At 37.8% G+C, this 24,109-nt stretch carries 21 protein-coding genes; 5 read left to right on the forward strand and 16 right to left on the reverse strand.

The features are described 5' to 3' along the window. Positions 1-44: 44 nt before the first annotated feature. Positions 45-545, reverse strand: a complete 501-nt coding sequence (locus tag ASF92_RS07570) for a hypothetical protein (RefSeq protein ID WP_056090287.1) — start codon at positions 543-545, stop codon at positions 45-47. Positions 546-700: 155 nt separating this feature from the next. Next, entirely contained in the window at positions 701-2,077 is a 1,377-nt protein-coding gene (locus ASF92_RS07575) for a dicarboxylate/amino acid:cation symporter (RefSeq protein WP_056090289.1), read from the reverse strand. A gap of 153 nt (positions 2,078-2,230) precedes the next feature. On the opposite strand from ASF92_RS07575, the gene ASF92_RS07580 reads away from it, so the two are divergent. The 3 genes from ASF92_RS07580 to ASF92_RS07590 are packed head-to-tail and all read left to right on the forward strand — an operon-like array spanning position 2,231 to position 3,903. After that, on the forward strand, positions 2,231-2,728 hold the full coding sequence (locus ASF92_RS07580) for an RNA polymerase sigma factor (protein WP_056090292.1): 498 nt from the start codon (positions 2,231-2,233) through the stop codon (positions 2,726-2,728). Further along, on the forward strand, positions 2,715-3,314 hold the full coding sequence (locus ASF92_RS07585; RefSeq protein WP_056090294.1) for a hypothetical protein: 600 nt from the start codon (positions 2,715-2,717) through the stop codon (positions 3,312-3,314). The genes ASF92_RS07580 and ASF92_RS07585 overlap by 14 nt, the downstream gene beginning before the upstream one ends. A 31-nt stretch (positions 3,315-3,345) precedes the next feature. Further along, positions 3,346-3,903: a DUF922 domain-containing protein gene (locus ASF92_RS07590; RefSeq protein WP_056090297.1), complete on the forward strand. Its 558-nt coding sequence runs from the start codon at positions 3,346-3,348 to the stop codon at positions 3,901-3,903. On the opposite strand, the gene ASF92_RS07595 is transcribed toward ASF92_RS07590, so the two are convergent. From ASF92_RS07595 to ASF92_RS07620, 6 genes are all read right to left on the reverse strand, one after another. Then, entirely contained in the window at positions 3,895-4,266 is a 372-nt protein-coding gene (locus ASF92_RS07595; RefSeq protein WP_056090298.1) for a diacylglycerol kinase family protein, read from the reverse strand. The genes ASF92_RS07590 and ASF92_RS07595 overlap by 9 nt on opposite strands. Before the next feature lie 101 nt (positions 4,267-4,367). Next, on the reverse strand, positions 4,368-4,970 hold the full coding sequence (locus ASF92_RS07600) for a hypothetical protein (protein ID WP_056090303.1): 603 nt from the start codon (positions 4,968-4,970) through the stop codon (positions 4,368-4,370). Positions 4,971-5,030: 60 nt separating this feature from the next. Next, positions 5,031-6,941 (reverse strand): beta-N-acetylhexosaminidase, encoded by a 1,911-nt coding sequence (locus tag ASF92_RS07605; protein WP_056090307.1) that lies wholly within the window; start codon positions 6,939-6,941, stop codon positions 5,031-5,033. A gap of 182 nt (positions 6,942-7,123) precedes the next feature. Then, positions 7,124-8,080 (reverse strand): thioredoxin-disulfide reductase, encoded by a 957-nt coding sequence (gene trxB / locus ASF92_RS07610; protein WP_056090310.1) that lies wholly within the window; start codon positions 8,078-8,080, stop codon positions 7,124-7,126. A 158-nt stretch (positions 8,081-8,238) separates the two neighbouring features. After that, the gene (locus tag ASF92_RS07615) at positions 8,239-9,402 is read right to left on the reverse strand and encodes a dipeptidase (RefSeq protein ID WP_056090313.1); all 1,164 of its coding nucleotides are present in this window, start codon (positions 9,400-9,402) and stop codon (positions 8,239-8,241) included. A gap of 22 nt (positions 9,403-9,424) precedes the next feature. Next, on the reverse strand, positions 9,425-11,053 hold the full coding sequence (locus tag ASF92_RS07620; protein ID WP_056090315.1) for an acyl-CoA carboxylase subunit beta: 1,629 nt from the start codon (positions 11,051-11,053) through the stop codon (positions 9,425-9,427). 440 nt (positions 11,054-11,493) lie between these two features. Between ASF92_RS07620 and ASF92_RS07625 the strand changes: the two genes are divergently transcribed. Then, positions 11,494-11,937, forward strand: coding sequence for a DUF2721 domain-containing protein (locus ASF92_RS07625; RefSeq protein WP_056090318.1), 444 nt, complete (start codon positions 11,494-11,496; stop codon positions 11,935-11,937). Between the two features lie 22 nt (positions 11,938-11,959). Here the strand turns inward: ASF92_RS07625 and ASF92_RS07630 are convergent, their stop codons facing one another. The 6 genes from ASF92_RS07630 to ASF92_RS07655 all read right to left on the reverse strand — a co-directional run bounded on the left by ASF92_RS07630 (position 11,960) and on the right by ASF92_RS07655 (position 20,444). Continuing rightward, a complete protein-coding gene (locus ASF92_RS07630; protein WP_056090321.1) occupies positions 11,960-12,424 on the reverse strand; it encodes a MaoC family dehydratase in 465 nt (154 codons plus the stop codon). A 59-nt stretch (positions 12,425-12,483) separates the two neighbouring features. After that, positions 12,484-13,077 carry a TIGR00730 family Rossman fold protein gene (locus ASF92_RS07635; protein ID WP_056090324.1) on the reverse strand — a complete coding sequence of 198 codons (594 nt, stop codon included), beginning with the start codon at positions 13,075-13,077 and terminating at the stop codon, positions 12,484-12,486. Between the two features lie 257 nt (positions 13,078-13,334). After that, positions 13,335-15,914 carry a TonB-dependent receptor gene (locus ASF92_RS07640; protein ID WP_056090329.1) on the reverse strand — a complete coding sequence of 860 codons (2,580 nt, stop codon included), beginning with the start codon at positions 15,912-15,914 and terminating at the stop codon, positions 13,335-13,337. Between the two features lie 391 nt (positions 15,915-16,305). After that, the gene (gene guaB / locus ASF92_RS07645) at positions 16,306-17,775 is read right to left on the reverse strand and encodes an IMP dehydrogenase (protein ID WP_056090332.1); all 1,470 of its coding nucleotides are present in this window, start codon (positions 17,773-17,775) and stop codon (positions 16,306-16,308) included. A 160-nt stretch (positions 17,776-17,935) separates the two neighbouring features. Further along, positions 17,936-19,207, reverse strand: a complete 1,272-nt coding sequence (locus tag ASF92_RS07650; RefSeq protein ID WP_056090335.1) for a pitrilysin family protein — start codon at positions 19,205-19,207, stop codon at positions 17,936-17,938. Continuing rightward, positions 19,200-20,444: a pitrilysin family protein gene (locus tag ASF92_RS07655; RefSeq protein ID WP_056090338.1), complete on the reverse strand. Its 1,245-nt coding sequence runs from the start codon at positions 20,442-20,444 to the stop codon at positions 19,200-19,202. Before ASF92_RS07655 ends, ASF92_RS07650 begins: the two co-directional genes overlap by 8 nt. 284 nt (positions 20,445-20,728) lie before the next feature. Here ASF92_RS07655 and ASF92_RS07660 point away from each other — a divergent pair, with 284 nt between their 5' ends. Then, on the forward strand, positions 20,729-21,853 hold the full coding sequence (locus ASF92_RS07660; protein ID WP_056090341.1) for a CofH family radical SAM protein: 1,125 nt from the start codon (positions 20,729-20,731) through the stop codon (positions 21,851-21,853). Between the two features lie 656 nt (positions 21,854-22,509). Here ASF92_RS07660 and ASF92_RS07665 read toward each other — a convergent pair. Then, the gene (locus tag ASF92_RS07665) at positions 22,510-23,370 is read right to left on the reverse strand and encodes a ferritin-like domain-containing protein (RefSeq protein WP_056090344.1); all 861 of its coding nucleotides are present in this window, start codon (positions 23,368-23,370) and stop codon (positions 22,510-22,512) included. A gap of 18 nt (positions 23,371-23,388) precedes the next feature. Further along, positions 23,389-24,108, reverse strand: a complete 720-nt coding sequence (locus tag ASF92_RS07670; RefSeq protein ID WP_056090347.1) for a ferritin-like domain-containing protein — start codon at positions 24,106-24,108, stop codon at positions 23,389-23,391. Between the last annotated feature and the right edge of the window lies 1 nt (position 24,109).

The following is a 24,109-nucleotide window of genomic DNA, read 5'->3' on the forward strand; positions in this document are numbered from 1 at the left end:
TCAACATTTTATTAAAGCCTGAAATATTTTCAACAGAATAAATTTTACTTCCCGCTTCTCTTTTCTGCCTGGTTTATAGTTTCTTCGATAACTTTTCTCATTTGCATTGCGGCATCTAAAAGTTTGGGATTTCCGTCAAAGTCTCCATAAATTACAACATGTTTCGACTTTTCCTTGTATTTAAAGAACATATCATAACGAGGCACAGCGACAGACTTGGCACTTTTTCTGCCTATTGTATCCGGAAAATTCCATAGACCTATTTCGTTTGCTTTTGCATGCATGTAAAGGATATCGTCGCTTTTTAATCCGACTTTTTTCTGTATTATCGAATCTCGACTATTTACGTACTGATATGAACTATCCGCAGAATTGTACTGGTTTTCTAAAGTATCTTTAATACCCCATTTGTAAGTCATCGATACGAAATCATTTTTACGAAATGGTGCGTTCTGAATAATAGGCTTATAATAAATATAACAATAAATTATCATCGGCACGATGATGGTTAACGCCAAGAATATCTTTTTTCCTTTGTTCGACATTGTGAATTATAGAATGATTGAATTTTGATTGAGTGAATAATTGTACAGGTTTGAAAACGATGCAAAGCTTAAAAAATTTTGTTGATTGTCATGCTATCTTTAAATCAAATAAATTGATTAGCGGTATAATTCTAAAATCCCAAAATCCTGTATCCCTAGCTATCTTTCAGCTCACCTTCCCATTTGCTCACTACAGCTGTCGCTATACTGTTACCCACAACATTTGTTGCCGATCGCCCCATATCTAACAATGGATCGATGCCAATTAACAAGGCTAAACCCGCTTCGGGAATGTTAAAACTAGCAATTGTACCTGCAATTACAACCAGGGAAGCCCGTGGAACACCGGCAATACCTTTGCTGGTTAACATCAAGATTAAAAGCATTGAAATTTGCTGCTCGAAACCTAAATGAATACCGTAAGCTTGCGCTATAAATAGTGAAGCGAATGTCATGTACATCATTGAGCCATCTAAATTAAAAGAATAACCCAGCGGCAAAACAAAACTTACGATTTTATCTTTACAACCAAAACGCTCTAAAAGCATCATCGTTTTAGGATAGGCGGCCTCGCTACTTGCGGTACTGAATGCTAAAATCGCAGGTTCTTTCATATCGTTTACCAAACGGAAAACCCTTTTCTTTAAGATTAAAAACCCGAGAAAAATAAGGATGCACCAAAGAATGGCTAAGCCAAAATAAAACTCGCCTATAAATATAGCATAGGTATTTAAAACGTTTAAGCCCTGCTTGGCTACGATTGCGGTCATGGCACCGAAAACGGCAAGTGGTGCAAAGTTCATCACATAGCCTGTCATTTTTAAAATAACATGCGCAATTGCATCGAATGCTTTGATTACAACCTGGCCTAAGTCGCCGATTGCAGCAGTTGCCACACCAAAGAATAAAGAGAAAACAACAATCTGCAGTATTTCATTTGTCGCCATAGATTCTGCTATACTTTTTGGAAACACGTGAGCAATGAAATCTTTTACGCTCATCGCCGTTTTTTGAATCCCGGTATTAACCAACTGATCAGGTAAGGTTAATTTCATGTGTTTTCCCGGCTCAAAAAGATTCACCAGAATTAATCCAAGAACTAACGACATCAACGACATGGCAACAAACCAACCTAAAGTTTTACCGCCAATCCGACCGACCGCTTTTATATCACCAACTTTTGCAACACCTACAACAAGTGTTGTAAAAACCAAAGGCGCAACGATCATTTTTATCAAACGAAGAAAAATATCACTCAATAAGGTAAAATATTCCAGCTTCTTCTCACGTATGTCCTCGTTTTCTTTCTTAATTTTCGAATTTGCCTTCTTATCTGCTTTTAACTGAGCGTAGGTTGAGGTGGTGGTATCGGCCGTTTTAGCTATATTAACTTCAATGCTTTTGACTTTTGCATCTGCATTAATTATATTCTGGTTATAAACATCAATGGAATTAACATTTAAGATGTAACCCAAAGCAATGCCTGCGATCAACGCAATAAAAATAAAAAGCGTGAGTTTGTTTTTCTTCATGAATAATAAATTGGCTTTTTTAATTTGGTAAAACTACGATATTTAGCTCGTGTAACAAATTTAGATTTATGCAGTAAGGAATTTAATCTATTTTAAACTATCATTGTAACAAAAAACGTAGCTCACCATCTAAAAAGCAATATAACCCGTTAAATGGAACAAAAGGACAAGTTATTTAAGCAAATCTTTGATTCGAATTCCAAAAAAATATTTCATTTATGTTACGGTTATACAGGCGATACCGATTCGGCAAACGATCTTTTACAAGAAACATTTTTAAAAGTTTGGCAAAATCTGGATAAGTTTCGAAACAAGTCATTAATATCTACCTGGATATACAGAATAGCTGTAAACACATGTCTAACCTACTTACGCTCAGAAAAACGTCAGGCGAAAGATGAGTTAACTGAAAATATAATTGAGAATAAGATTGAAGAATTTTCTGAGAAAAACGAACAGGTTGCCCTGCTTTATACCTGTATTTCGAAACTCGAGGAAAATGATCGTTTAATCATCACTATGGTTTTAGATGAGTTACCATATCATGAAATTGCAGACATCTCCGGTATCAGCGAAGGCAATTTAAGGGTAAAAATTCACCGTATTAAACAAAAATTAACAGAACTATATAACCAGTATGCAAGCGTTTGATCAAATACAGGAGTTGTGGCAAAAGCACGAGGTAGAAGTTAAAGTTTCTGCTGATGAGATGTTGCAACAAGCTAAAAAAGAGGTTAATGGTTTAAAGTTAAGGTCTGCTTTAAATATCTTAGGTATGGTGGCCTCTTTTTTAACAATCGCAGCATTATTAGTCTTTTTCCATTTCGAATCCTGGACTACTTATCTAGGAATTGCTATCTTTCTCATTGCCATTCTTTCAAGTACAATTATATTATACAGAGACCATAGATTAATATCAAAGAAAGATTTTACTGTTCACCCTAATGAATATTTAAAAAACCTGAAAACTTATCAGGTTAATAGATATAAAATTTATAATTCTCTCTTCTGGGTTTATACCTTTGCATTATCATTGGGAATACTCTTCTATTTTATTGAAATTTTTTCTTATTTGACTCTGATTCAAAAAGTTTTTGCCGTAGGCTTCACGGCACTTTGGATGATTTTTTGCTCCACTATTCTACGGAAGGCGGTAATCAAACGTGAAAAAGAAAGAATCGCATTGCTTATCGAAAAATTCGAACGTATAAGTAATCAGTTCTCGGTAACAGGGTAATTTAGGCACGGTTTTTACTTTGGGTTTTATCATGAAAAGCCTGCTGATTATTTTTTCTTTATTCTTCGTTACACCGCTATTGTCTTTCAGGCAGGATGCCGGCGGACCCGAGCAGTTGGATTGGAACATTCACTTCAAAGGAAAACCGGATAATAACTCGCCTTTCTATGCGCTTACTGCCATGACCTGGAAGTACAGTTATGCTTCAACAACATACCGAAATCGAGTTGAAATTAAATTGCAGAATGAAATCAGTATTGATAAAAGTCGTTCCTGGGTTAAGCTCGATAAAGTAAGAACTGAGGAAGCCCGTCAAAGCCTCCTCCATCATGAACAAGGCCATGCAGATATTCAGTATATTTTATACTTAGAGGCTGATAGAGTTTTAAAAAACAGGAATTATTCTGTAAAAAATTATAAGGCTCAAATCTCCCAGTTGGCCAATGAAATCAGCAGTTATTTTGATACCATGCAGAGAAATTACGATGAAGAAACTGAGCATGGAAGCAATCACAAAATGCAGGCAAGATGGGACCGGATTATAATTGATAAAATGGAAGAATCAAGAGCGGCAAACAACTCAAAATAATTTAGGTAAAAATACAATTCCCCCTACTGCTAAAGCTAAGAAAGCTGTAATCAAAACAGCCGCAGCAGCCATATCTTTTACGACTTTAATTTGTGGATGAGTTTGCGGAGAAACAACATCAGCTAATTTTTCTATAGACGAATTAATTATTTCAGCGACAAAAACAGCAGCAATAACCGTCAGGATTGCAATCCATTCTGTAGAAGATAGATGTAGATAAAAAGATAAGCCTATTGCTAAAACCGCAGCTAAAATATGTATCCGTGCGTTATGTTCGGTTATAAAAAACAACCTGAGCCCGCTGAATGCGTATTTAAAACTATTCATTCTACCCCGGATTGAGAACTTCTTACTTTCTTCCATCTTCTAATTACATAATTATTTACTGGAAAGATAGCGAATTGGCTTCTGGTAAATGGTCAGAATGGTTGAAAAGCAATGAACCTAAACCTTAGGTCTTCGCTCTACTCAGCTCTAACCTCACTTGTTGAGAAACTATTTCCGCTTAACCTATACAGATAGGTCTTAAATACATTTTTTGCCGAATCAGCTTCATCTTTTACAGGGAAAGACCTGAATAGATCTCCATTTTTAATGAAAAATTTATCCTTACCAGAATAACCTTTCTTTTGATTCGATGTGAGTGATGGAAAGTTTATTTTATTAAAATTACCGCCAGAATATTCAAATACATTTAAATCAGAAACATTTTTTTTGCTTAAAAGTTGAATGTATAATTCCGGATTTCCATCATTATCTAAGTCCATATTCCAGGCATCAGTTAATGTACCTTTCCTATCGACCGCGGCAGATTTGTAATTGCTTTTAACGGAGTCTGACATTAAAATCTGGTACCCACCAATGGAATCTACACCTTTCCCCCAGCTTACGATTTCGAAATTTAAACCTGGTTTTACCTCAATATCTTTATAAAAACGGAAAGGATTTTGTTCAATTTTAGCCTCTTCTGCTTTGACTTCCTTTGGCTTTTCTTCTGTGCATGAAAAACAAAACAGCATCCCTGCTAAAAGCAAAAGATGCTGTAAGTTATAGTTTTTAAAAATCATTCTTTTCGATACAATTTGTTTGTACCAAAATAAGAAAATTGGATTTTAAAACAAAGTGATTTATTTTTTCGCCTCGGCTTTAACATCCGGAGCGCCATTATTCATAACAGTTTCGGTAGTCACACTTCTTCTGCCACTTGGTGCAATAACAATCGTTCTTAAAAGCCTTTTTTCTCCTTGTGGAACAGTTACCTTAACCGGGCCAGAATACAAAAACGCATTTTCTGATGGACGGGAGCCATCTAATGAGTAATAAATTTTCCCGCCCGCAATAGGCACTTTTAAATCTATGGTGAAATCACCTCCTGTTAAAGGTTTATCACTTTGTCCGATTGGTGTCGGAACCCAAAGATTGATGTTCATTTTATCTAAACGAGCTAAGTGATTAGGTAAACGCTCTTCTGAAAAATTCTTTAGATCTTTACGTTCGACTGGCGACCAGGCAATTTCAGCTAGTGCAAGCAACCTCGGAAATGCATGATTTTGTGCTTTTTCGGGTGTCTTTATGTATTCCGACCACATGTTAGCCTGTACGCCTTTAATATACTTTCTTTGATCAGCCGTTAACACTTTTGGAATGGGATCGTAAGCGTATATTTTTTGGTATGGTGCAAAACCGCCAATAGTTACAGGTTCATCGGGCGAATTAGACTGCTTATGATCGATGTACAAGCCCATAGAACCTGGTGTCATAATCACATCGTGGTTTTGTTGCGCTGCAGCAATACCGCCATCTTCACCACGCCAGCTCATAACCGTCGCATTCGGCGCCAAACCACCTTCCAAAATTTCATCCCAACCAATAATTGAACGACCTTTTCCGTTTACATGTTTTTCGATGGTTTGAATAAAATAACTTTGCAGCTCATGCTCATCTTTCAAGCCTTTTTCTTTCATTAAGGCCTGGCAAAATGGAGATTCTTTCCAATAGGTTTTTGGGGCTTCGTCTCCTCCGATATGAATGTATTTTGAAGGAAAAATAGCGATAACTTCATCAAGAACATTATTAAGAAAATTAAATGTGCTCTCTGAAGGAACAAAAATATCATCAAAAACGCCCCAGGTTTGTTGCACTTGTTTTCCTTTTCTGGAGCCTGCCCAAGGTGTTTTATCGCTTATAAAAGTATCTCTTTCAGGAAAACAACTCAACTCCGGATAAGCTGCGATCGCGGCAGAAGCATGGCCTGGCAATTCGATTTCGGGGATAACAGTGATGTATTTTTCCGCTGCATATCTTACAATTTCTTTGGCTTCATCTTGAGTATAAAAACCTTTAACTTCCGTTAAGTAATTGCCTTTGCCTGGATAGTTACCAATGATAGAACCATTTCTGATTGAACCGACTGTCGTTAATTTCGGATATTTTTTTATTTCCAATCGCCAGCCTTGGTCATCAGTTAAGTGCCAGTGAAAAGTATTTATTTTATAGTAAGCTAATTGGTCGATGTACTTTTTGATGAACGAAATCGGGAAGTAGTGACGACAAACATCAAGCATTGTTCCACGATAAGCAAAACGGGGATAGTCGTTAATATCAACAGCAGGAATTGTTATCTTATCCGCAACTTTATCAGGAATCATCTGCATTGCCGATTGAACTGCATAAAATAAGCCTGCCCCTCTACCTGTGAGCGTAATCTGCGTTGGTGTAACTTTAATAGTATAACCTTCGGCAGGAAGTTTATCTGCTCCAACTGATGTTATGAGAATACTCTTTTGGCTTGGTTGAACAGTCTTTGTTTCTCTTAATGCATAGCCTGCTTTTGAAACAATAAATGCATTTAATAAATCTGCAGATTTTGCGCCGTCTATGCTCTGATTTATCAAGACGGTTGTTTTATCTAAAATAAAGCTGCCATTTGCTCGTGTAATGGAAACTGGTGCCGGAATGATACCAAGATTTGGATCACGCTGTGCAAAGACACTTGTGCTGATTAATACGCCAATAAAAATCGATAATGCTTTGTTCATGATTTGATTTGATGTTAGGATGTAGTTGTTATATGATAATATTAAACCAAGATAGATATAATGGGAAGATTATAAATCCCACATTTTTGTTACAATCACCAACTAAGGTTTACTTAAAAATACAATAACAAAAAAAATCTCCCTGAAGCAAATCAGAGAGATTTTAAGTTTGTTCCAAACAATCAGGCTTCTACCGGATGTTCCTTTGCTGCTAAATATCTTTCTGCGTCTAAAGCCGCCATACAACCAGAACCTGCAGCGGTAACCGCCTGACGGTAATACATATCCTGAACATCACCGCAGGCGAAAACGCCCTCGATGTTAGTTAGTGTAGAACCCGGTTTGGTTAACAGGTAACCAGTCTCATCCATGTCCAATTGACCTTTAAAAATATCTGTATTTGGTTTATGACCAATAGCCACAAAGAAACCTTCAACAGGAATTTCTGAAGTAATATTTGTTTTATTATCGACAACTTTTACAGCAGTAACGTTTTTACCATTACCCAGGATTTCTTCAGTTTCGGTATTATAATGAACAACGATGTTTGGTGTTGCTAGCACACGGCTTACCATTGCTTTCGATGCTCTGAATTCGTCACGACGAACCAATAAATGCACAGTTTTACATAGTTTTGCTAAATAAGTTGCTTCTTCAGCAGCGGTATCGCCGGCACCTACAATGGCCACATCTTGGCCTTTGAAGAAGAAACCGTCGCAAACCGCGCAGGCCGAAACCCCAAAACCATTATATTGTTGCTCGCTGGGTAAGCCCAACCATTTTGCGGTTGCACCAGTTGCAATAATTACGGTATCCGCGGTAATGGTTTTAATTTCATCAACCACAATTTTGTGTGGCGTGGCAGAGAAATCCACCGAACTGATGTATCCGAAGCGGATATCCGTTCCAAAACGTTCAGCTTGTTTACGGAAGTCTTCCATCATTTCAGGACCCATAATTCCTTGAGGGTAACCAGGGAAGTTTTCGACATCGGTTGTTTGAGTTAACTGACCACCCGCTTGCATTCCAGTATACATAATGGGTTTTAAATCTGCTCTGGCTGCGTAAATTGCTGCTGTATAGCCCGCCGGGCCAGAACCTATAATTAAACACTGAACGTGTTCGTTTTCTTGTGACATTATCTAGTATGTTTGAAATTCGTTATTTGAAAAGCAAATTTAGTGCTTTAAACAATTGTTAGCAAATGCGCTTTGTCAACATAGTTTACTTATTAACATTGAAATCCAACTTCATTGCGAGGTCCAAAGCAATCTTAAAGCCATCTAGTGATTCCGGGTTAACTACCTTTATTCTCCTTAATTAGCCTTACCACATTGCCCCCAAGAATTTTCTTAATATCATTTTCCGAATAACCGTTTTTTATAAGTTCGGCTGTAATTTTTGGATAATCGGCTACACTATTCATGCCCAATGGAAAAGATTCCGCACCATCAAAATCGGCACCCAAACCTACGCGGTCAACTCCAATTAATTTCACAACATAGTTGATGTGTTTAACTAACAAAGAAATGGGCGGACGAGTTGCATCAGCATCTGCCTGGTGGTTTGAAAGTAAAGTATCAATGGCATTACTTCTTCCGTATTTGGCAGATAGCGATTTCAACTCTTCATCATATTTATTGAAAAAAGCTTTCTGTTTCCTATTGAAAGTAGAATCTAAAAATCCGCTGTAGAAATTAATGCAAACAACACCCTTATTTTTTCCAACGGCTTTAATTTGTTTATCATTTAAATTTCGCGGAACAGGATTCAAACGGTAGGCACAACTGTGAGAGACAATAATTGGTTTTGAGCTTACCCTAATTGCATCGTAAAAGGTTTTTTCGCCCACATGAGACAGGTCAACCATCACACCAAGCTTGTTTAACCGCTTAACAACTTGTTTTCCGAAAGTAGTTAAACCAGCCTGTTCCGGCTTCACTTTCCCTGAACTTTCATCTGCAGCAGAACTAGACCAGGATGTACTGTTATTCCAGGTAAGTGTAAGATAAGCCATGCCCCGTTTTGCCAAACTATCGATGTGGTCTAAACGATTTTCTATCATATGGCCGCCCTCGACACCTATCATGGCAGCCAATTTTTGCTGCCTGACTGCTTTTTCTAAATCCGAAGCGGTTTTTATCAGCATTATCTTTTCGGGGTATCTCTTAATCAAACTATAAAGCGAGTCTATTTCCCTGCTAGCAACAGCATAGCCACCAGTTTCATCACACCAAATGGAGAAAAACTGGACATCTAAACCGCCTTGCCTGGCCCGAACCAAATCGAAATTTCCTTTGGATTGAAGTTTACCAATATCAATTCCTGATTTAATCTGATTGAAAAGAATATCTCCATGCGTATCGATAACAATAGCATCCTGATGAATTTTATATGCATCCTGAGCAAATAACTTTATATGCCAAAGCACAACTATGGCTAGAACTGGAAATAACTTCATTCTTTTATATAAGATTCAATTTCTAAGTCTGAATCACACCAACATTAAATTTTTTAGTAATCGGCGATTGATTCGCCGCTTCGATACCCATGGAAATTACTTTCCTGGTTTCCAATGGATCAATAATACCATCAACCCAAAGTCTCGACGCCGCATAATATGGTGTCGTTTGACTATCGTATCTATCTGTAATTTCCTTTAAAAGTAGAGCTTCTTTGTCGGGTGTAATGACTTCGCCTTTCGCTTTTAAGGATACTTCCTGGATTTGCAACAGGGTTTTTGCTGCCTGTGCACCACCCATTACAGCAATTTTTGCCGTTGGCCATGCATAAATCAATCGTGGGTCGTACGCTTTGCCGCACATAGCATAATTACCGGCACCGTAAGAATTCCCAATTACAATCGTAAACTTTGGAACCACTGAATTTGCAACCGCATTAACCATCTTGGCACCATCTTTTATAATTCCACCGTGCTCCGATCGACTTCCAACCATAAAGCCTGTAACGTCCTGTAAGAAAACCAATGGGATTTTTTTCTGGTTACAATTCATTATAAAACGGCTGGCTTTATCTGCACTATCAGAATAAATTACGCCACCGAACTGCATCTCTCCTTTTTTCGATTTCACAACCTTACGCTGATTGGCTATGACGCCAACTGCCCAGCCATCAATCCTGCCTAAACCGCAAACTATACTCTGTCCGTAACCTTGCTTATATTCTTCGAACTCAGAATTGTCGACCAATCGATTAATAACATCCATTATTTCATATTGCTTGTCCCTGTTTTCAGGCACAATGCCATATAATTCTTGTTCGTTTTCTTTAGGTCTTACAGGTTTAATTCTATCAAAACCCGCATTTTGAGGGGCGCCAAGCATACTCATTATATTACGGATGCTGTCCAGGCAGGTCTCATCGTTAGGATGTTTGTAATCCGTTACGCCAGAAATTTCACAGTGTGTGGTAGCACCACCCAAAGTTTCGTTATCAACCTCCTCTCCTATAGCCGATTTCACCAGATACGACCCGGCTAAAAACACAGATCCTGTTTTATCAACAATCATTGCCTCATCACTCATTATCGGCAAATAAGCACCGCCAGCAACACATGCACCCATGATTGCTGAAATTTGTACGATTCCATCCGCAGACATGATTGCATTATTCCTAAACATTCTACCGAAATGTTCTTTATCGGGAAAAATTTCATCTTGCATTGGCAAATAAACACCTGCACTATCCACCAAATAAATTACGGGTAATCTGTTTTCCATAGCGATTTCCTGTGCCCGGAGATTTTTCTTAGCCGTCATAGGGAACCAGGCACCAGCTTTTACAGTTGCATCGTTCGCAATAATCATACATTGCCTGCCGTTTATGTAACCAATGCCACAAACTACGCCTGCGGATGGGCAGCCGCCTTGCTCGGCATACATACCATCAGCTGTAAAAGCACCAACTTCCAAAAATTCAGAATTTTTATCTATCAGGTACGCTATGCGTTCTCGAGCAAGAAGCTTGCCCTTAGCTTTTTGTTTAGCGGCATTTTTCTCACCTCCGCCCTGGTAAATTTTTTTGAGTTTGGTTTTCAGCTCGTATAACAGCTGCTTATTTACATCCTCATTTCTATTGAACTCAATATTCATGAAGGCAATTTAAATTTAATTTCAGAATAATGGAGAAGACTGAAATGGTTTCTGGTCTAGTGCTACATTTAACCGCAAAGAACGCAAAGGAAAAAATCGCAAAGGCCTCAAAAAATATAATCACAGAGCGCACGGATAAAAAATCACAGAGGAAATAGAGAATATTAGCTTAACTTTATATAACTCCGTAACCTATTGTGCTAAATTTTTAGAAAATCTAGCGCCCAGCTTTCTGTTCTTGGCGAAAAACTTTTCGCCCTTTGCGGTTAAACAAAAGGTGTCTGTTTAATATATTTATCTCTATGAAAACCCCATGACCTCTATGGTAAATCTTCAAAATTTACCCACCAACTTTGTATGCTTTGCGAAAAACTTTGTGCTCTTTGCGGTTAAACAAAAAGATATCCCTTTAAAATAATATTTTCGAATAAATCTTAATAATGGAATTAACTGTAAATATCCCGGCTTTACTTTTCCCTGCCATCAGTTTAATCATGTTGGCTTATACCAATCGCTTCCTGGCATTGGCCGCCTTAGTTAGGAGTTTAAAAGCAAAATATGAAGAAGGTGAAAAGAATATTGGCTTGCAGAATCAAATTAAAAATCTGCGTTACCGCTTAAGGCTTATCAAAAACATGCAGGCTTTCGGCGTTTTAAGCTTTTGTCTTTGCCTGTTCTGCATGTTTTTTATTTATTTAGAATGGAATATTGTCGCCGAAATCCTTTTTGCACTGAGTTTAATATGCTTTATGATCTCGCTGATTATCTCATTAGTTGAAATTCAAATTAGTACCAAAGCCCTTGAGTTGGAACTGAGTACCCTGGAAGATTTGGAAGATGAAACGCTAAGTGGATTTATCAAAAAGAAATTCAAAAAAGATTGAAAATTCCATCTTGCTAATCTATTTAAACTGATGTAAAGTGGTATAAGAAAACAACTTCGCCAGTAAATGCTGGTTTCTTTTGGTCTTCAATTTCCATTTCAATACCCATATGAACTTTGGTTACACCACGTAAATTCACAATGGAAGCTAGTTTTGCTTTCAATCTTATTTTGCTGTTTACAGTTACGGGCTGCGCAAATCTCAAACTTTCAATACCATAATTGATTTCCATTTTCAAATTTTGGATATCGACAATCTCTTTCCATAAATAAGGAATTAAAGACAGTGTTAAATAGCCATGGGCAATTGTAGAACCAAATGGGCCCTCGTGTTTGGCCTTTTCCTCATCTGTATGAATCCATTGATAATCTAAGGTTGCATCAGCAAATTTATTGATTTGCTCTTGCGTAATGGTGTGCCAAGACGAGACACCAAGCTCCTTACCTAAATGTTGTTCAAATTCTGCGTGAGAAGAAATAATTTGCATTTTTATGAAAGTTATATTGCTAATTTTTTTATTGATTTATTCGCCTATGAAGACTAAAGCTATGTTAAATTTCTTTCTTTAAACCAAACTTCATCCGGCACGGCCGAAAAGTTATCCATTTTATCAATTAAACTCGCTGCGTCTCCCTCATTGAAAACCAAATCGCGATTGGCCGGTTTTAAGAATTTACTTTGAACCATCATTTCCATTTGAGCGAATAACGGGTCGTAAAAACCGTTTATATTTAAAACGCCAATTGGCTTATTGTGCAAACCTAATTGTAACCAGGTGAGCACTTCAAAAAACTCTTCTAATGTACCAAAACCACCAGGCAGGATCACAAACCCATCGCTTAAATCGGCCATCTTTTGCTTACGTTGGTGCATGTTTTCGGTAACAATCATTTCGGTAACACCTTTATGACCTACCTCCTTATCCAGTAAAAACTGGGGGATAACGCCGGTTACCGAACCGCCTAGTTCCAGAACATCATTGGCTAAAACACCCATAACACCAACACTGCCACCACCATAAACCAACTTAATCTTATGATCTACTAGTGTTTCTGCAAGTTGTTTTATCGCCTTGCGTAACTGTATGTCGCCATTAAAATTGGATCCGCAATACACGCAAACTGCTTTAAGCTTATTCATTTGTTGTAAAATTTACCGAAGTTAAGATTTTATCAGCTTCCCTTAATCTTTATTCTGAAAATAGCGTTTAAAGTTTACTTTATACAGGTCTGAAAAAGATTGCTGTATGAGGTTGTTCTCCCCTGCTTTAAGACTTAAATTGAAAGTATCGCAGACTACCGTGTCTGAAAAGTGTGAAACCCTGATTTCCAAAAACAAAAGACGCCGGATAAATCCGACGCTTTTTTAACCAAATATAAAAGAGAAAAAAGATAGTATCAGAACGAAAATCTTAAAGTTGCACCGTAGGTTCTTGGGTCGCCCAATACCCCCGCATATAAACCAGAATTTCCTGCGGCAGCCTGCAACTGCTCGTAGTAATTCTTGTTTCCAATGTTTCTGCTCCAAATAAAGGCGGAGAACTTTTCAGATCTGAATCCTAATCTTGCATTAAGTAGCGAGTAACCAGCGACATTCAAAACAGCCGATGGTGTTGCATTTGAAGAATAGTCTGAGCGGTAACTTACGTCGCCGGCTATAAAATATCTGCCCGGTTTTGTAGCTAAACTACCCGAAGTGCTTAACTCTGCGCCACCTGAGACATTCCATTTTGAAATACCGGGTAATCTACCTCCTGACGCATCTTTAAAAGCAACCTGAGTAGCAACACCATTAATTAATTCCGTGTGACCGGTTTCTTCCAAAGGCAAAGGTGCATTTGTAAATTTTACATATTTGCCGTCCAAATAGGATAACGCAGCATTTAAACTCAAAAATCTTTCCAACTGATAAGTTCCATCAATCTCCAAACCTTTAACATTAACTTGTTCTGCATTTGCTAAGTAACCTCGGTTCACACCCAGTTGTGGCGATTGAACGTTGGTTTGATAATCATCAATATCTGTATTGAAAGCGGTAATATTTAAAATTGCACCTTTGAAGGGCTTGGTTTTTACACCTAATTCATAATGTTCTACATATTCAGGTTTGACAACCGCAACCGATAAATCTGCAGTACCTGTTGAAGTTGTTGGCAAACCGCCAACATTTACCCCAACAGGTTTATAGGCTGTGGAGAAAGTTGCATAAGCATTTAATCTGGTAGACGGGCGATAGGAAACGGTAAGGTTTCCTGAAAGGTTATTATTGTTGGTGCTCGTATTAAATTGTTGATCGCTGTAAACTGCGGCCTTTAATGCAAGTAAGGCTGCATCTGTAGTTTGCAAGCCACCGTAGGTATTTCGGTTATAGTCAACACCCTTTTTATCATAAGTATAGCGTAAACCAGGTAAAATGTGAAGGTTATTGACCACTTCCCAATCCACCTGACCGAAAACTGCCGCACTCAGCGATTTGATTGTAGAGTTCGTTTTAACTCCAAAACCATCTAATAAACCTGGTGTTGAATATAAAGCCTGACTGCCTGTTGCGCTCGTTTGTACAAAACGCCACTGGTCCTTACCTACTTCTTCGGTTTGGTCTAAACCTTTTAAGTTTTGGCCCAGGGCGAAAACACCAATTACGCCGCTTATTTTTTCAGTGATATTACCTGCGTACCTTATTTCTTGCGAATATTGGTCGTGGCGAGAGTTGCCTTGCGATTTTGTTAATGCTGCCAACTCTGAAAAATCCCTGTCATTGGTTGGGTCCCAATTCCAGAATCTCCATGCCGTTGTTGAGGTTAATGTTCCATTACCGATTTTATAATCTACATTTACCGAAATACCACCAATAGATTGATTATGTCTCCACGGCGTATTGGTATTGATTTCTCTCGCAAAGGGGTCAATTTTTGGTTGCTGATAGCCCAAAGCGGAAAGAATGGTTGCATATTGGCGGAACGCACTTCTTTCTGTTTGGGTTACACCGGCAATAACCAATGGATAACCTGCCGGATGTTGAACGCTCACATCACCGCTTAATAAAATCTGCAATCTATCTGATGGTGTATAGTATAATTGCCCTTTGAAACCAAGATTATTTTGCCCGCTGTATTTGCGCTCTTCTCTGGTATTCCAAATAGTTCCATCGCGTTGCGTTCCTGATAAAGAAATTTTTGCTGCAAGATTTTTGGATAAGCCACCAGAAACAGATGCTTTTGCCTGAAGAAAATTATAATTTCCAACGCTCATTTCTACTTTTGCAGTTGGTGTTTGCGTGGGCTTGGTGGTTGTTATGTTAAACGCACCTGCAGTTGTATTCTTGCCAAACAAAGTTCCTTGCGGACCGCGAATAACTTCTATACGTTCGATATCCAGGAAATCAGTAGAAGTTGCCGCAGGGCGGGCATGGTAAACGCCATCTACATAAAAACCAACTCCAGAATCAATACCATCATTAGTTAAACCAAAGGTTGAGCCCAATCCACGGATATTCAGCGTCGTATTTCTGGCGTTTGAAGCGAATAACTGTACGGAAGGAACCAATTCTTTTAAACGGTTAACGTTGAAAGCGCCGGCATTTTCAGCTGCCTGTCCGCCAATAACCGTGATTGGAATAGGTACATCCTGTAAAACTTCTGAGCGTCTTCTTGAAGTTACCACGATTTCATCGAGTTGTGTATCTTCCACCAAAGTGAGTTCGATTGGCACATCCTGTATTTTAAGAATCTGAAAATCCTGGGGTTTGTAGCCGACATAACTGATACGGATGTAAAATGGAGGTTGTTGTTTTGCATCGATGGTGAAAACACCGCTGGAATCTGTCCTAGTTACAATGTTAGTTCCTCTCACAGTAATCGTTGCACCGGGAATTTTAGCATTGTTTGCACCTTTCACAGAACCCCGTACCGTATTTTGAGCGAATAAAGCACCTGATGAAAGTATTAAAAAAAATAAAATAAGTAATTTTTTTTTCATGATTTTATTAATGTGTTTGGGTTAGATAATTGTTTATATACCAATTTCGATTTGCTTCGCGTTGATGCGAGAATAAGAACACAAAGCATGATTTTCCATTCATATTGGCAAGTATATTTAATTAAATATATAAATCCTATAGATTTAGTAGACAAATATATTAAAAAAAAGGATTTGCCAAATTTTATTTTGTACAAAATGCGTATTGTCTTACGAGACAGAATTAAATTGGAACAGTAAATGATTGTTAATCTGCCTAATTAGCGTAATCTGTGAGAGGATTTTAATCTAATAATCTTAAAGCAAAAAGGTCAAATAAAAAGTCGTAGCGGGACGCTACGACTAGTATATAGAACGGAAAGCTTTATTCTTTCCGCTTTTAACTTTTTACTTACCTTGTATAATTAGGTGCCTCCTTAGTAATTGTAATATCATGTGGGTGACTCTCACGCATGCCAGCCGCAGTAATTTGTACAAATTGAGCTTCTTGTAAAGCTTCTATATTTGCAGCGCCGCAATAACCCATACTAGCTCGTAAACCGCCAATGTATTGATACATGACTTCAGCCAAAGTACCTTTAAAAGGTACCCGACCAACAATCCCCTCCGGAACTAATTTTTTGATGTCATCTTCCACATCCTGGAAATAGCGATCTTTGGAACCCTGTTCCATTGCTTCGATAGAACCCATACCGCGATACGATTTAAACTTACGGCCTTCATAGATTATGGTTTCACCTGGCGATTCTTCTACTCCAGCAAATAATGAACCTGCCATTACGGTACTTGCTCCCGATGCAATTGCCTTTGCGATATCGCCGGTATGTTTAATACCACCATCAGCAATAACGGGAACTCCTGTACCTTTTAATGCTTTAGCGCATTCGTAAACAGCATATAATTGGGGAACACCAACACCGGCAATAATTCTGGTGGTACAAATTGAACCGGGACCGATACCGACTTTAACAGCATCAGCACCCGCATCCGCTAAAAATTTAGCTGCTGCACCTGTTGCAATGTTGCCAACGATGACCTGTAATTCAGGATATTTCGATTTAACCTCTTTTAATTTATCAACCACTCCTTTAGAATGTCCGTGGGCAGTGTCTATTGTAATTACATCAACTCCTGCATGCACTAAGGCATCAACACGCAATAAAGTATCGGCAGTTACCCCTACCGCAGCTCCTACGCGCAAACGACCACGTTCATCTTTACATGCAGCCGGATAATTTTTTACTTTAGAGATATCTTTGAAAGTAATTAATCCAATTAAATAACCATCTTTAGAAACAACTGGCAATTTTTCAATTTTATGATTCTGAAGAATTTCCTCTGCTTGTATCAAGTTTGTTCCCTCGGGCGCAGTAATTAGATTTTCGCTGGTCATAACCTCGGCAATTGGTCTTGACATGTTCTTCTGGAAACGTAAATCCCGGTTTGTAATAATGCCAACTAATTTATTATCGCTACTCACAACCGGAATACCACCAATTTTGTGTTCCTTCATTATTTTGAAAGCATCGGCAACTACTGCAGTTTCCAACAACGTAACCGGATCTTGAATCATCCCACTTTCAGAACGCTTAACTTTGCGAACTTCCTCAGCTTGTCTGTCGATGGTCATGTTTTTATGTAACATACCAATACCGCCGTTTTGGGCAATAGCAATTGCAAGTTCAGCTTCGGTAACAGTATCCATTGCCGCAGAAATCAACGGAACGTTAAGCTTAATTTTTTTAGTTAAGAAAGTGGCTGTATTTACGTCACGAGGCAGAATTTCGGAATATGCGGGTACTAAAAGCACGTCGTCATACGTCAAACCTGTTGCGATAAATTTTGTGGAGTCGAGTTGCATAGCAAATAAATTACGATTTATTATTTGCCAGGCAAAGATACAAAAAAACCAGGAAAATAAAAGTCTAATGCCAAAAATGCATAAATATTGAGCTTTGCTGACAAATGAAAAAAGGGCAAAATTTAATTTTTGCCCCCTCTCATTTTAACGAAGAACTGTCCTACTTCTTACCTACCACAACTTCCGTGAAGGTCTCAATAGTTAAATATTTATTCGCTAAATCTTTAATTTCTTCGGCAGTAATGGTTTTAACCGTATTGATGTAATTTTCGTAGTAATTGTAATTAAGACCTGAAAAGTAAATGTTCTTAAATTTATCTGCATGCGAAAAAACATTTTCTAAACTTCCGAGCATTGAACCTAGCATATAATTCCTCACCAATTCAAGTTCCTCTTCTTCGACAAGTTCGTTTTTAAGTAATTCTATTTCCCTGTAAATCTCGGTTAAAGCCGGAGCACAAACATCGGCACCAACCTCTGTCGCAATAAATAAGTAGCCTGCGCTTTGAAGTGAAACAATTCCTGAACCAATGCCGTAAGTGTAACCTTTATCTTCACGGATGTTATTCATTAAACGTGAACCAAAATACCCGCCTAAAACGCAATTCAAAATTTGTAACCCTGCGAAATCCTCGTGTTTCCGGTTAACGACCAACCGACCTATGCGAATTGCCGATTGTAAAGATTCTGATTTTTCCTTGTAAACTTCGTTCTTTTTTAAAGTATTAAAATTGAAGTTATTTTTCACAGAATTACTAGTTTCCCAGTCTTTACCAAATTGTTCATTCAGTAAGGAAAAACTTTTTTCATCAAACTTTCCGGCAACAACAATTGTACAATTATTTGGCGTATATGCGGCTTTGAAGTAGTCTACCAGGTCATCACGTTTTACAGCATCATAATGTTTCAATTGAATATCAACACCATAGGCGGTATCGCCAAATAACGCATGTGAAAATTCCTTTCGAGATAATATATCGTTCTTCTGAAGATTAACCTGTAGTTTTTGTTTCTGATTCTGAATATAAATATCCAGTTCCTTTTGTGGAAACTGACTGTAGGAAAGTACGTCTTTAACTATCGGTAAAACCGAAGCCAGATGCTTATTTAGTGAATAGAGTGTTACCGTAGATTGGTCCTGTCCGTATTCAGTTTGAAAAAAAGCGCCGTAAAAATCGATACTTTCAGCAATTTCTTTCGAAGAAAGTTTGTTGGTGCCATTGTTAAGCATGGCATTAACGGCGATAGCTTGTAACGGCTTTTCAATAGTCCAGTTAACATTATCGAATAAAAACTCGATACGGACCAAATCCTGTTCTCCTGAATGTATCGCAAATACAGGAATGCCGTTGTCCAGGACAGCTTTTTCTGGTTGTATAAAATTTATTGCTGATACCTGCTTAAAGTCAGGCGCTTGCGTACGGTTAAGCATATTCCTCAGTTAGATAATATAATGTGGATGACGATTTTTTATTAAAAGTATCGGTAGAAATTCTTTTTATGTCTTCTGCTTCAACCTTTAAATACTTAGCCGCTTCCTGGTTTAAAATATCAGCATCTCCGAGTAGTTCATAATAAGCAAGATTCATAGCCTTATCCAGTAAATTCATTTCAGAAAATACCAAAACAGATTCAACCTTATTTTTTACTTTTGTTAATTCGTCGGACGGAACAAGCTCGGTTTTTATTTTTTCAAGCTCTGCCCAGATTGCCGTTTCTGCTTGTTCGATAGAAATACCTTCAACAAGTTTTCCTTCTACAATAAACAAACCCGGATCTAAACTACTGGAAATATATGCATTAATATCGCTGAAAAGCTGTTGTTCCTTTAATAGGCTATTATGTAATCTGGAAGATTTTCCCCCCGAAAGGATATCAGACAATAAATCAAAGGCATAATAATCTTCATCTAATCTTCCAGGCATTTTAAAGGCTACATAAATTGCATTAAGTGGTACGTTTGCTTTAACAGTTTCAAATCTGGACTCAGTTTGCTTTTCCTCCTGAATTAAGTTCCGGTTATATTTTTCTCCCGAAGGAATGGGCTCGAACCATTTTTCGGCGAGCCTCTTAACATCTTCCGTTTTTACATTTCCGCCCACCACGAGAATTGCATTCTGTGGCGTATAGTGTTTCTTAAAAAATGCTTTGACATCGTCCATTCTCGCATTTTCTATGTGCGAAAGCGCTTTACCGATTGTCGCCCAGCGATAAGAATGCGTTTTATAAGCCAAAGGCCTTAAATTCAACCATACATCACCATAAGGTTGATTGAGGTAGCGTTGCTTAAATTCTTCACTAACTACATTGATTTGGGTTTCAAGACTTTTTTCAGAAAATGCCAGGCTTAACATCCTGTCACTCTCCAGCCAGAACGCAGTTTCAATGTTTTCTGCTGGTAACGTTATGTAATAATTAGTAATATCGTTGCTTGTAAAGGCGTTATTTTCTCCACCCACACGCTGTAAAGGCTCGTCATAATTGGGAATATTTACCGATCCCCCGAACATTAAGTGCTCAAATAAATGTGCAAATCCAGTTTTTTCAGGATCCTCATCGCGAGCACCAACATCATATAAAATATTTAAAACTGCCATTGGCGTTGTAGCATCTTCATGTACTAAAACTTTTAAACCATTGGCTAGTGTGAAGCGATTAAAATCTACCATATATATATTTAGGAGGCGTAAAGATATTACTTTAGATTGTTAGTTTTTTTAGTTGCATTGCTTTTTGGAAATAATTGACAATAGTTAAACTACGGTACCTGTAACGCAAACTTTAGCTGATTCATTTATGAGAAATGTTATTGACTCATTTATTTTTTGTTTGGTGAATAGTTTTTATAAAGTCTAACCGATTAAACAAATGCTCTCCAAAAACCTCTGTAGATTTGACATCTAAAAAACTAAAACACCAACGAACCAACAAACCAATTCTTTATCTTTGTACTATGAATACAGCCGATTTACTGCAACGGGCACTACATTTCGATTTCTTAACACTTGAGGAAGGTGTACATCTTTATCACCATGCCGACACAGCATCTTTAATGTTTGTCGCCAACGAACTTAGAAAAATTCAGGTTCCAAGTGGTAAGGTTACCTGGCAAATCGATAGAAATGTAAATACAACTAATGTATGTATTGCCAATTGTAAATTCTGTAATTTCTTCCGCCGCCCGGGCCACGATGAAAGTTATATTACTGATATTGAAACCTATAAAGTTAAAATAGAAGAAACTTTCCGTTTAGGTGGCGATCAATTGTTATTGCAGGGAGGTCACCACCCCGATTTAGGTCTGGCTTTTTACGCTGATTTATTTAAAAAACTAAAAGACTTGTACCCTGATTTAAAACTTCACGCTTTAGGTCCGCCGGAAATTGCACATGTTGCAAAACTTGAAGGCATAAGTCATACTGAAGTCTTAAAAGTTTTAAAAGAAGCCGGAATGGATTCGTTGCCAGGAGCAGGTGCCGAAATTTTAAATGATCGTGTGCGACGTTTAATTTCCAAAGGCAAATGTGGCGGTCAGGAATGGCTTGACGTTATGCGTGCCTGCCATCAACTGGATATTACCACTTCTGCTACAATGATGTTCGGCCATGTTGAAACCATTGAAGAACGTTTCGAGCACCTGGTTTGGATCCGTCAGGTGCAGAGCGAAAAACCTGCTGATGCAAATGGGTTTTTAGCTTTCATTCCATGGCCTTTTCAGGATGATGGGACTTTATTGAAGCGATTAAGGGGCATCAGTAATACTGTTACTGCTGATGAGTACATCCGCATGATTGCATTAAGCAGAATCATGCTGCCTAACATCAAAAACATCCAGGCCAGCTGGTTAACTGTCGGTAAAACGACGGCACAATTGTGTTTACATGCAGGTGCAAATGATTTCGGATCAATCATGATTGAAGAAAACGTGGTTTCTGCCGCAGGTGCGCCACACAGGTTTACCGCTAACGGAATTCAGCAATCTATAAAAGCTGCTGGTTTTGAGCCGCAGCTTCGCGGACAAAAATACAATTACCGGGATTTACCCGAACATTTGGAAGAACAGGTAATTACTTATTAAATGATGTAAGATTTATAATGTAGGATAGGAAATGAAGAATATCTTTTTTAAAGGCAACCAGATTAAATTAGNTTACTTATTAAATGATGTAAGATTTATAATGTAGGATAGGAAATGAAGAATATCTTTTTTAAAGGCAACCAGATTAAATTAGTATAATAAGAAAAACGGTTATCTATGTAGAGCTTATCTACGAACCGAATCTAACTTCTGGCAATAATCAAATCTTATAATCCTTAAATCCTGGTTTATCATTGTAATTGGAAGAACAGGTAATTACTTATTAAATGATGTAAGATTTATAATGTAGGATAGGAAATGAAGAATATCTTTTTTAAAGGCAACCAGATTAAATTAGTATAATAAGAAAAACGGNTTTGGAAGAACAGGTAATTACTTATTAAATGATGTAAGATTTATAATGTAGGATAGGAAATGAAGAATATCTTTTTTAAAGGCAACCAGATTAAATTAGTATAATAAGAAAAACGGGATCTATGTAGAGCTTATCTACGAACCGACTTTAACTTCTGGCAATAATCAAATCTTATAATCCTTAAATCCTGGTTTATTATTATAAAAAAAGGGAAGTAAAACCAAAGTCCTACCTCCCTACCTTAAACTAAACATCTACTTAAAAAATGTTCAAATTATTTTTACAATTTTGATCCTGTTCTTAGGAATAAGTTAGCAATAGTTACAACACTTGCAGTATCTAAAGGCTCATCGAAAGACTCAACTGCTGCCGCTTTAGTAACTCCGGTTTGACCATTGATTCCTGTAATCGTTACACCGGCTTGTACATCTAAGCCCTCACCTGCATAAACCGGATCAACTTGAGGCACACCTGTATCGTTCGCGATACCACCTGCGCCCAGACTAATCCAAGGTTTAATTGAGGCACCCGCTGCAGCAAGCATTTGACGTATGTGTGAAGCATGACGTGCTTCTACAGAGTGAATTTGTAAGGCTGTTGTTAATACAGCATTACCTTTCAGAACGGTTGCCTGTCCTTTATAGGCCCTTACACCAGTATCTTCAAAACCTAAAGCAACCTTTAAAAAGGTCAAGTAGTTTTGATAAACATCACCAAAAGTACCACCGGCAGTAAAATCTGTCATTGCATAGGTAATTTCAGGCCTTGCAGCACCAGCTAAAGCACCTTTCAACAAATTTACATGGGCCAATTCGTGATCGCGGATGGTTGTAATTGCCGCTTTTGCCGCTGCAGTAGGATATGCAAAAGTAACATCTGTACCAAGCAATGCATGATTGTAGAAATGATACTCTAAATATTCTAATGACAATGCAAAGTTTAATGTATTAACAACTGCTGTAGGCAAAGTTTGACCATAGGCTTTTGTGAACATAGAACCTAATGCTAATGGAGCTGCTGCTAATGCGATTTTTTTACCCATTGAATAAAAATCTTTCATTGCAGACCTTCTCGGACTTAATCTTTCATAGATTTCGCCGTCAACTTTTTCAATTTCTTCTAATATATTTACGATATTCATGATTTCAGGAGATTAAGATTAAAGATTAATTACGTTAATTTTTGTTTTGATGTATTTACCTGCAATAGCCAAGACTTTATCCGGTGTTAATGCTCCGTCTAAACCGCCTGCATTATTTGCACCTAAAGCTGTCATACTATTCAAATCAGCAAATGATCCGTTAGAGATAATGTCTCTCACATAAGCCGCGTGGCGCGCCTCTACTGATACGATTTTACCAGCTAAAACTAAATAAGCGTCTGTTTTTATACGAACACCAGCACCATTGTATGCAGCAACACCTAAATCCTCGAAAGCCATTGCAGCTCCTAAAACGCTAGTTGCACTTGTAAAATCTATTGAAGAAAAATCAACTTCTAAACTTCCGATAGCTGCGGTACTTAAAGCATTTTTGAAAAACTCTCTGTGTGCAACCTCGTGAAATTGAATATCCTGAAAATAAGCTTTTTGAGCCGTTGTAAAAGATGAAGGAGGTGCAGAAGCCACTTTAATATAAAATGCAGCTTCTAATTGTTCTAAAGCGTATGCATAATTTAATACACCAAAATCATCTTTAAAATCTAAAGTGGTACCGTTCATTGCCGGAAAATTACGGTCTTTTTTACAACCGGCAGCAACTAATGCCATCCCGGCAGCACTTGCGCCAGCAAACTGTAGAAAAGACCTGCGGCCTAAACTACCTTCAAATAAACTTTTCTCTTGAAGTTCATCTTTAATTTCTAGTTCATTGTTTTTCATA

The sequence above is a fragment of the Pedobacter sp. Leaf176 genome, from assembly GCF_001424305.1.
GTDB lineage: Bacteria > Bacteroidota > Bacteroidia > Sphingobacteriales > Sphingobacteriaceae > Pedobacter.

Bases quoted from the DNA above. Each gene is read 5' to 3' on its own strand.
- trxB (WP_056090310.1), bottom strand. From the start codon at position 8,080: ATGTCACAAGAAAACGAACACGTTCAGTGTTTAATTATAGGTTCTGGC.
- ASF92_RS07600 (WP_056090303.1), bottom strand. From the start codon at position 4,970: ATGATTTTTAAAAACTATAACTTACAGCATCTTTTGCTTTTAGCAGGG.
- ASF92_RS07660 (WP_056090341.1), top strand. From the start codon at position 20,729: ATGAATACAGCCGATTTACTGCAACGGGCACTACATTTCGATTTCTTA.
- ASF92_RS07625 (WP_056090318.1), top strand. From the start codon at position 11,494: ATGGAATTAACTGTAAATATCCCGGCTTTACTTTTCCCTGCCATCAGT.
- ASF92_RS07630 (WP_056090321.1), bottom strand. From the start codon at position 12,424: ATGCAAATTATTTCTTCTCACGCAGAATTTGAACAACATTTAGGTAAG.
- ASF92_RS07655 (WP_056090338.1), bottom strand. From the start codon at position 20,444: ATGGTAGATTTTAATCGCTTCACACTAGCCAATGGTTTAAAAGTTTTA.
- ASF92_RS07620 (WP_056090315.1), bottom strand. From the start codon at position 11,053: ATGAATATTGAGTTCAATAGAAATGAGGATGTAAATAAGCAGCTGTTA.
- guaB (WP_056090332.1), bottom strand. From the start codon at position 17,775: ATGCAACTCGACTCCACAAAATTTATCGCAACAGGTTTGACGTATGAC.
- ASF92_RS07570 (WP_056090287.1), bottom strand. From the start codon at position 545: ATGTCGAACAAAGGAAAAAAGATATTCTTGGCGTTAACCATCATCGTG.
- ASF92_RS07640 (WP_056090329.1), bottom strand. From the start codon at position 15,914: ATGAAAAAAAAATTACTTATTTTATTTTTTTTAATACTTTCATCAGGT.
- ASF92_RS07580 (WP_056090292.1), top strand. From the start codon at position 2,231: ATGGAACAAAAGGACAAGTTATTTAAGCAAATCTTTGATTCGAATTCC.
- ASF92_RS07670 (WP_056090347.1), bottom strand. From the start codon at position 24,108: ATGAAAAACAATGAACTAGAAATTAAAGATGAACTTCAAGAGAAAAGT.
- ASF92_RS07615 (WP_056090313.1), bottom strand. From the start codon at position 9,402: ATGAAGTTATTTCCAGTTCTAGCCATAGTTGTGCTTTGGCATATAAAG.
- ASF92_RS07650 (WP_056090335.1), bottom strand. From the start codon at position 19,207: ATGCTTAACCGTACGCAAGCGCCTGACTTTAAGCAGGTATCAGCAATA.
- ASF92_RS07605 (WP_056090307.1), bottom strand. From the start codon at position 6,941: ATGAACAAAGCATTATCGATTTTTATTGGCGTATTAATCAGCACAAGT.
- ASF92_RS07585 (WP_056090294.1), top strand. From the start codon at position 2,715: ATGCAAGCGTTTGATCAAATACAGGAGTTGTGGCAAAAGCACGAGGTA.
- ASF92_RS07665 (WP_056090344.1), bottom strand. From the start codon at position 23,370: ATGAATATCGTAAATATATTAGAAGAAATTGAAAAAGTTGACGGCGAA.
- ASF92_RS07575 (WP_056090289.1), bottom strand. From the start codon at position 2,077: ATGAAGAAAAACAAACTCACGCTTTTTATTTTTATTGCGTTGATCGCA.
- ASF92_RS07635 (WP_056090324.1), bottom strand. From the start codon at position 13,077: ATGAATAAGCTTAAAGCAGTTTGCGTGTATTGCGGATCCAATTTTAAT.
- ASF92_RS07590 (WP_056090297.1), top strand. From the start codon at position 3,346: ATGAAAAGCCTGCTGATTATTTTTTCTTTATTCTTCGTTACACCGCTA.
- ASF92_RS07595 (WP_056090298.1), bottom strand. From the start codon at position 4,266: ATGGAAGAAAGTAAGAAGTTCTCAATCCGGGGTAGAATGAATAGTTTT.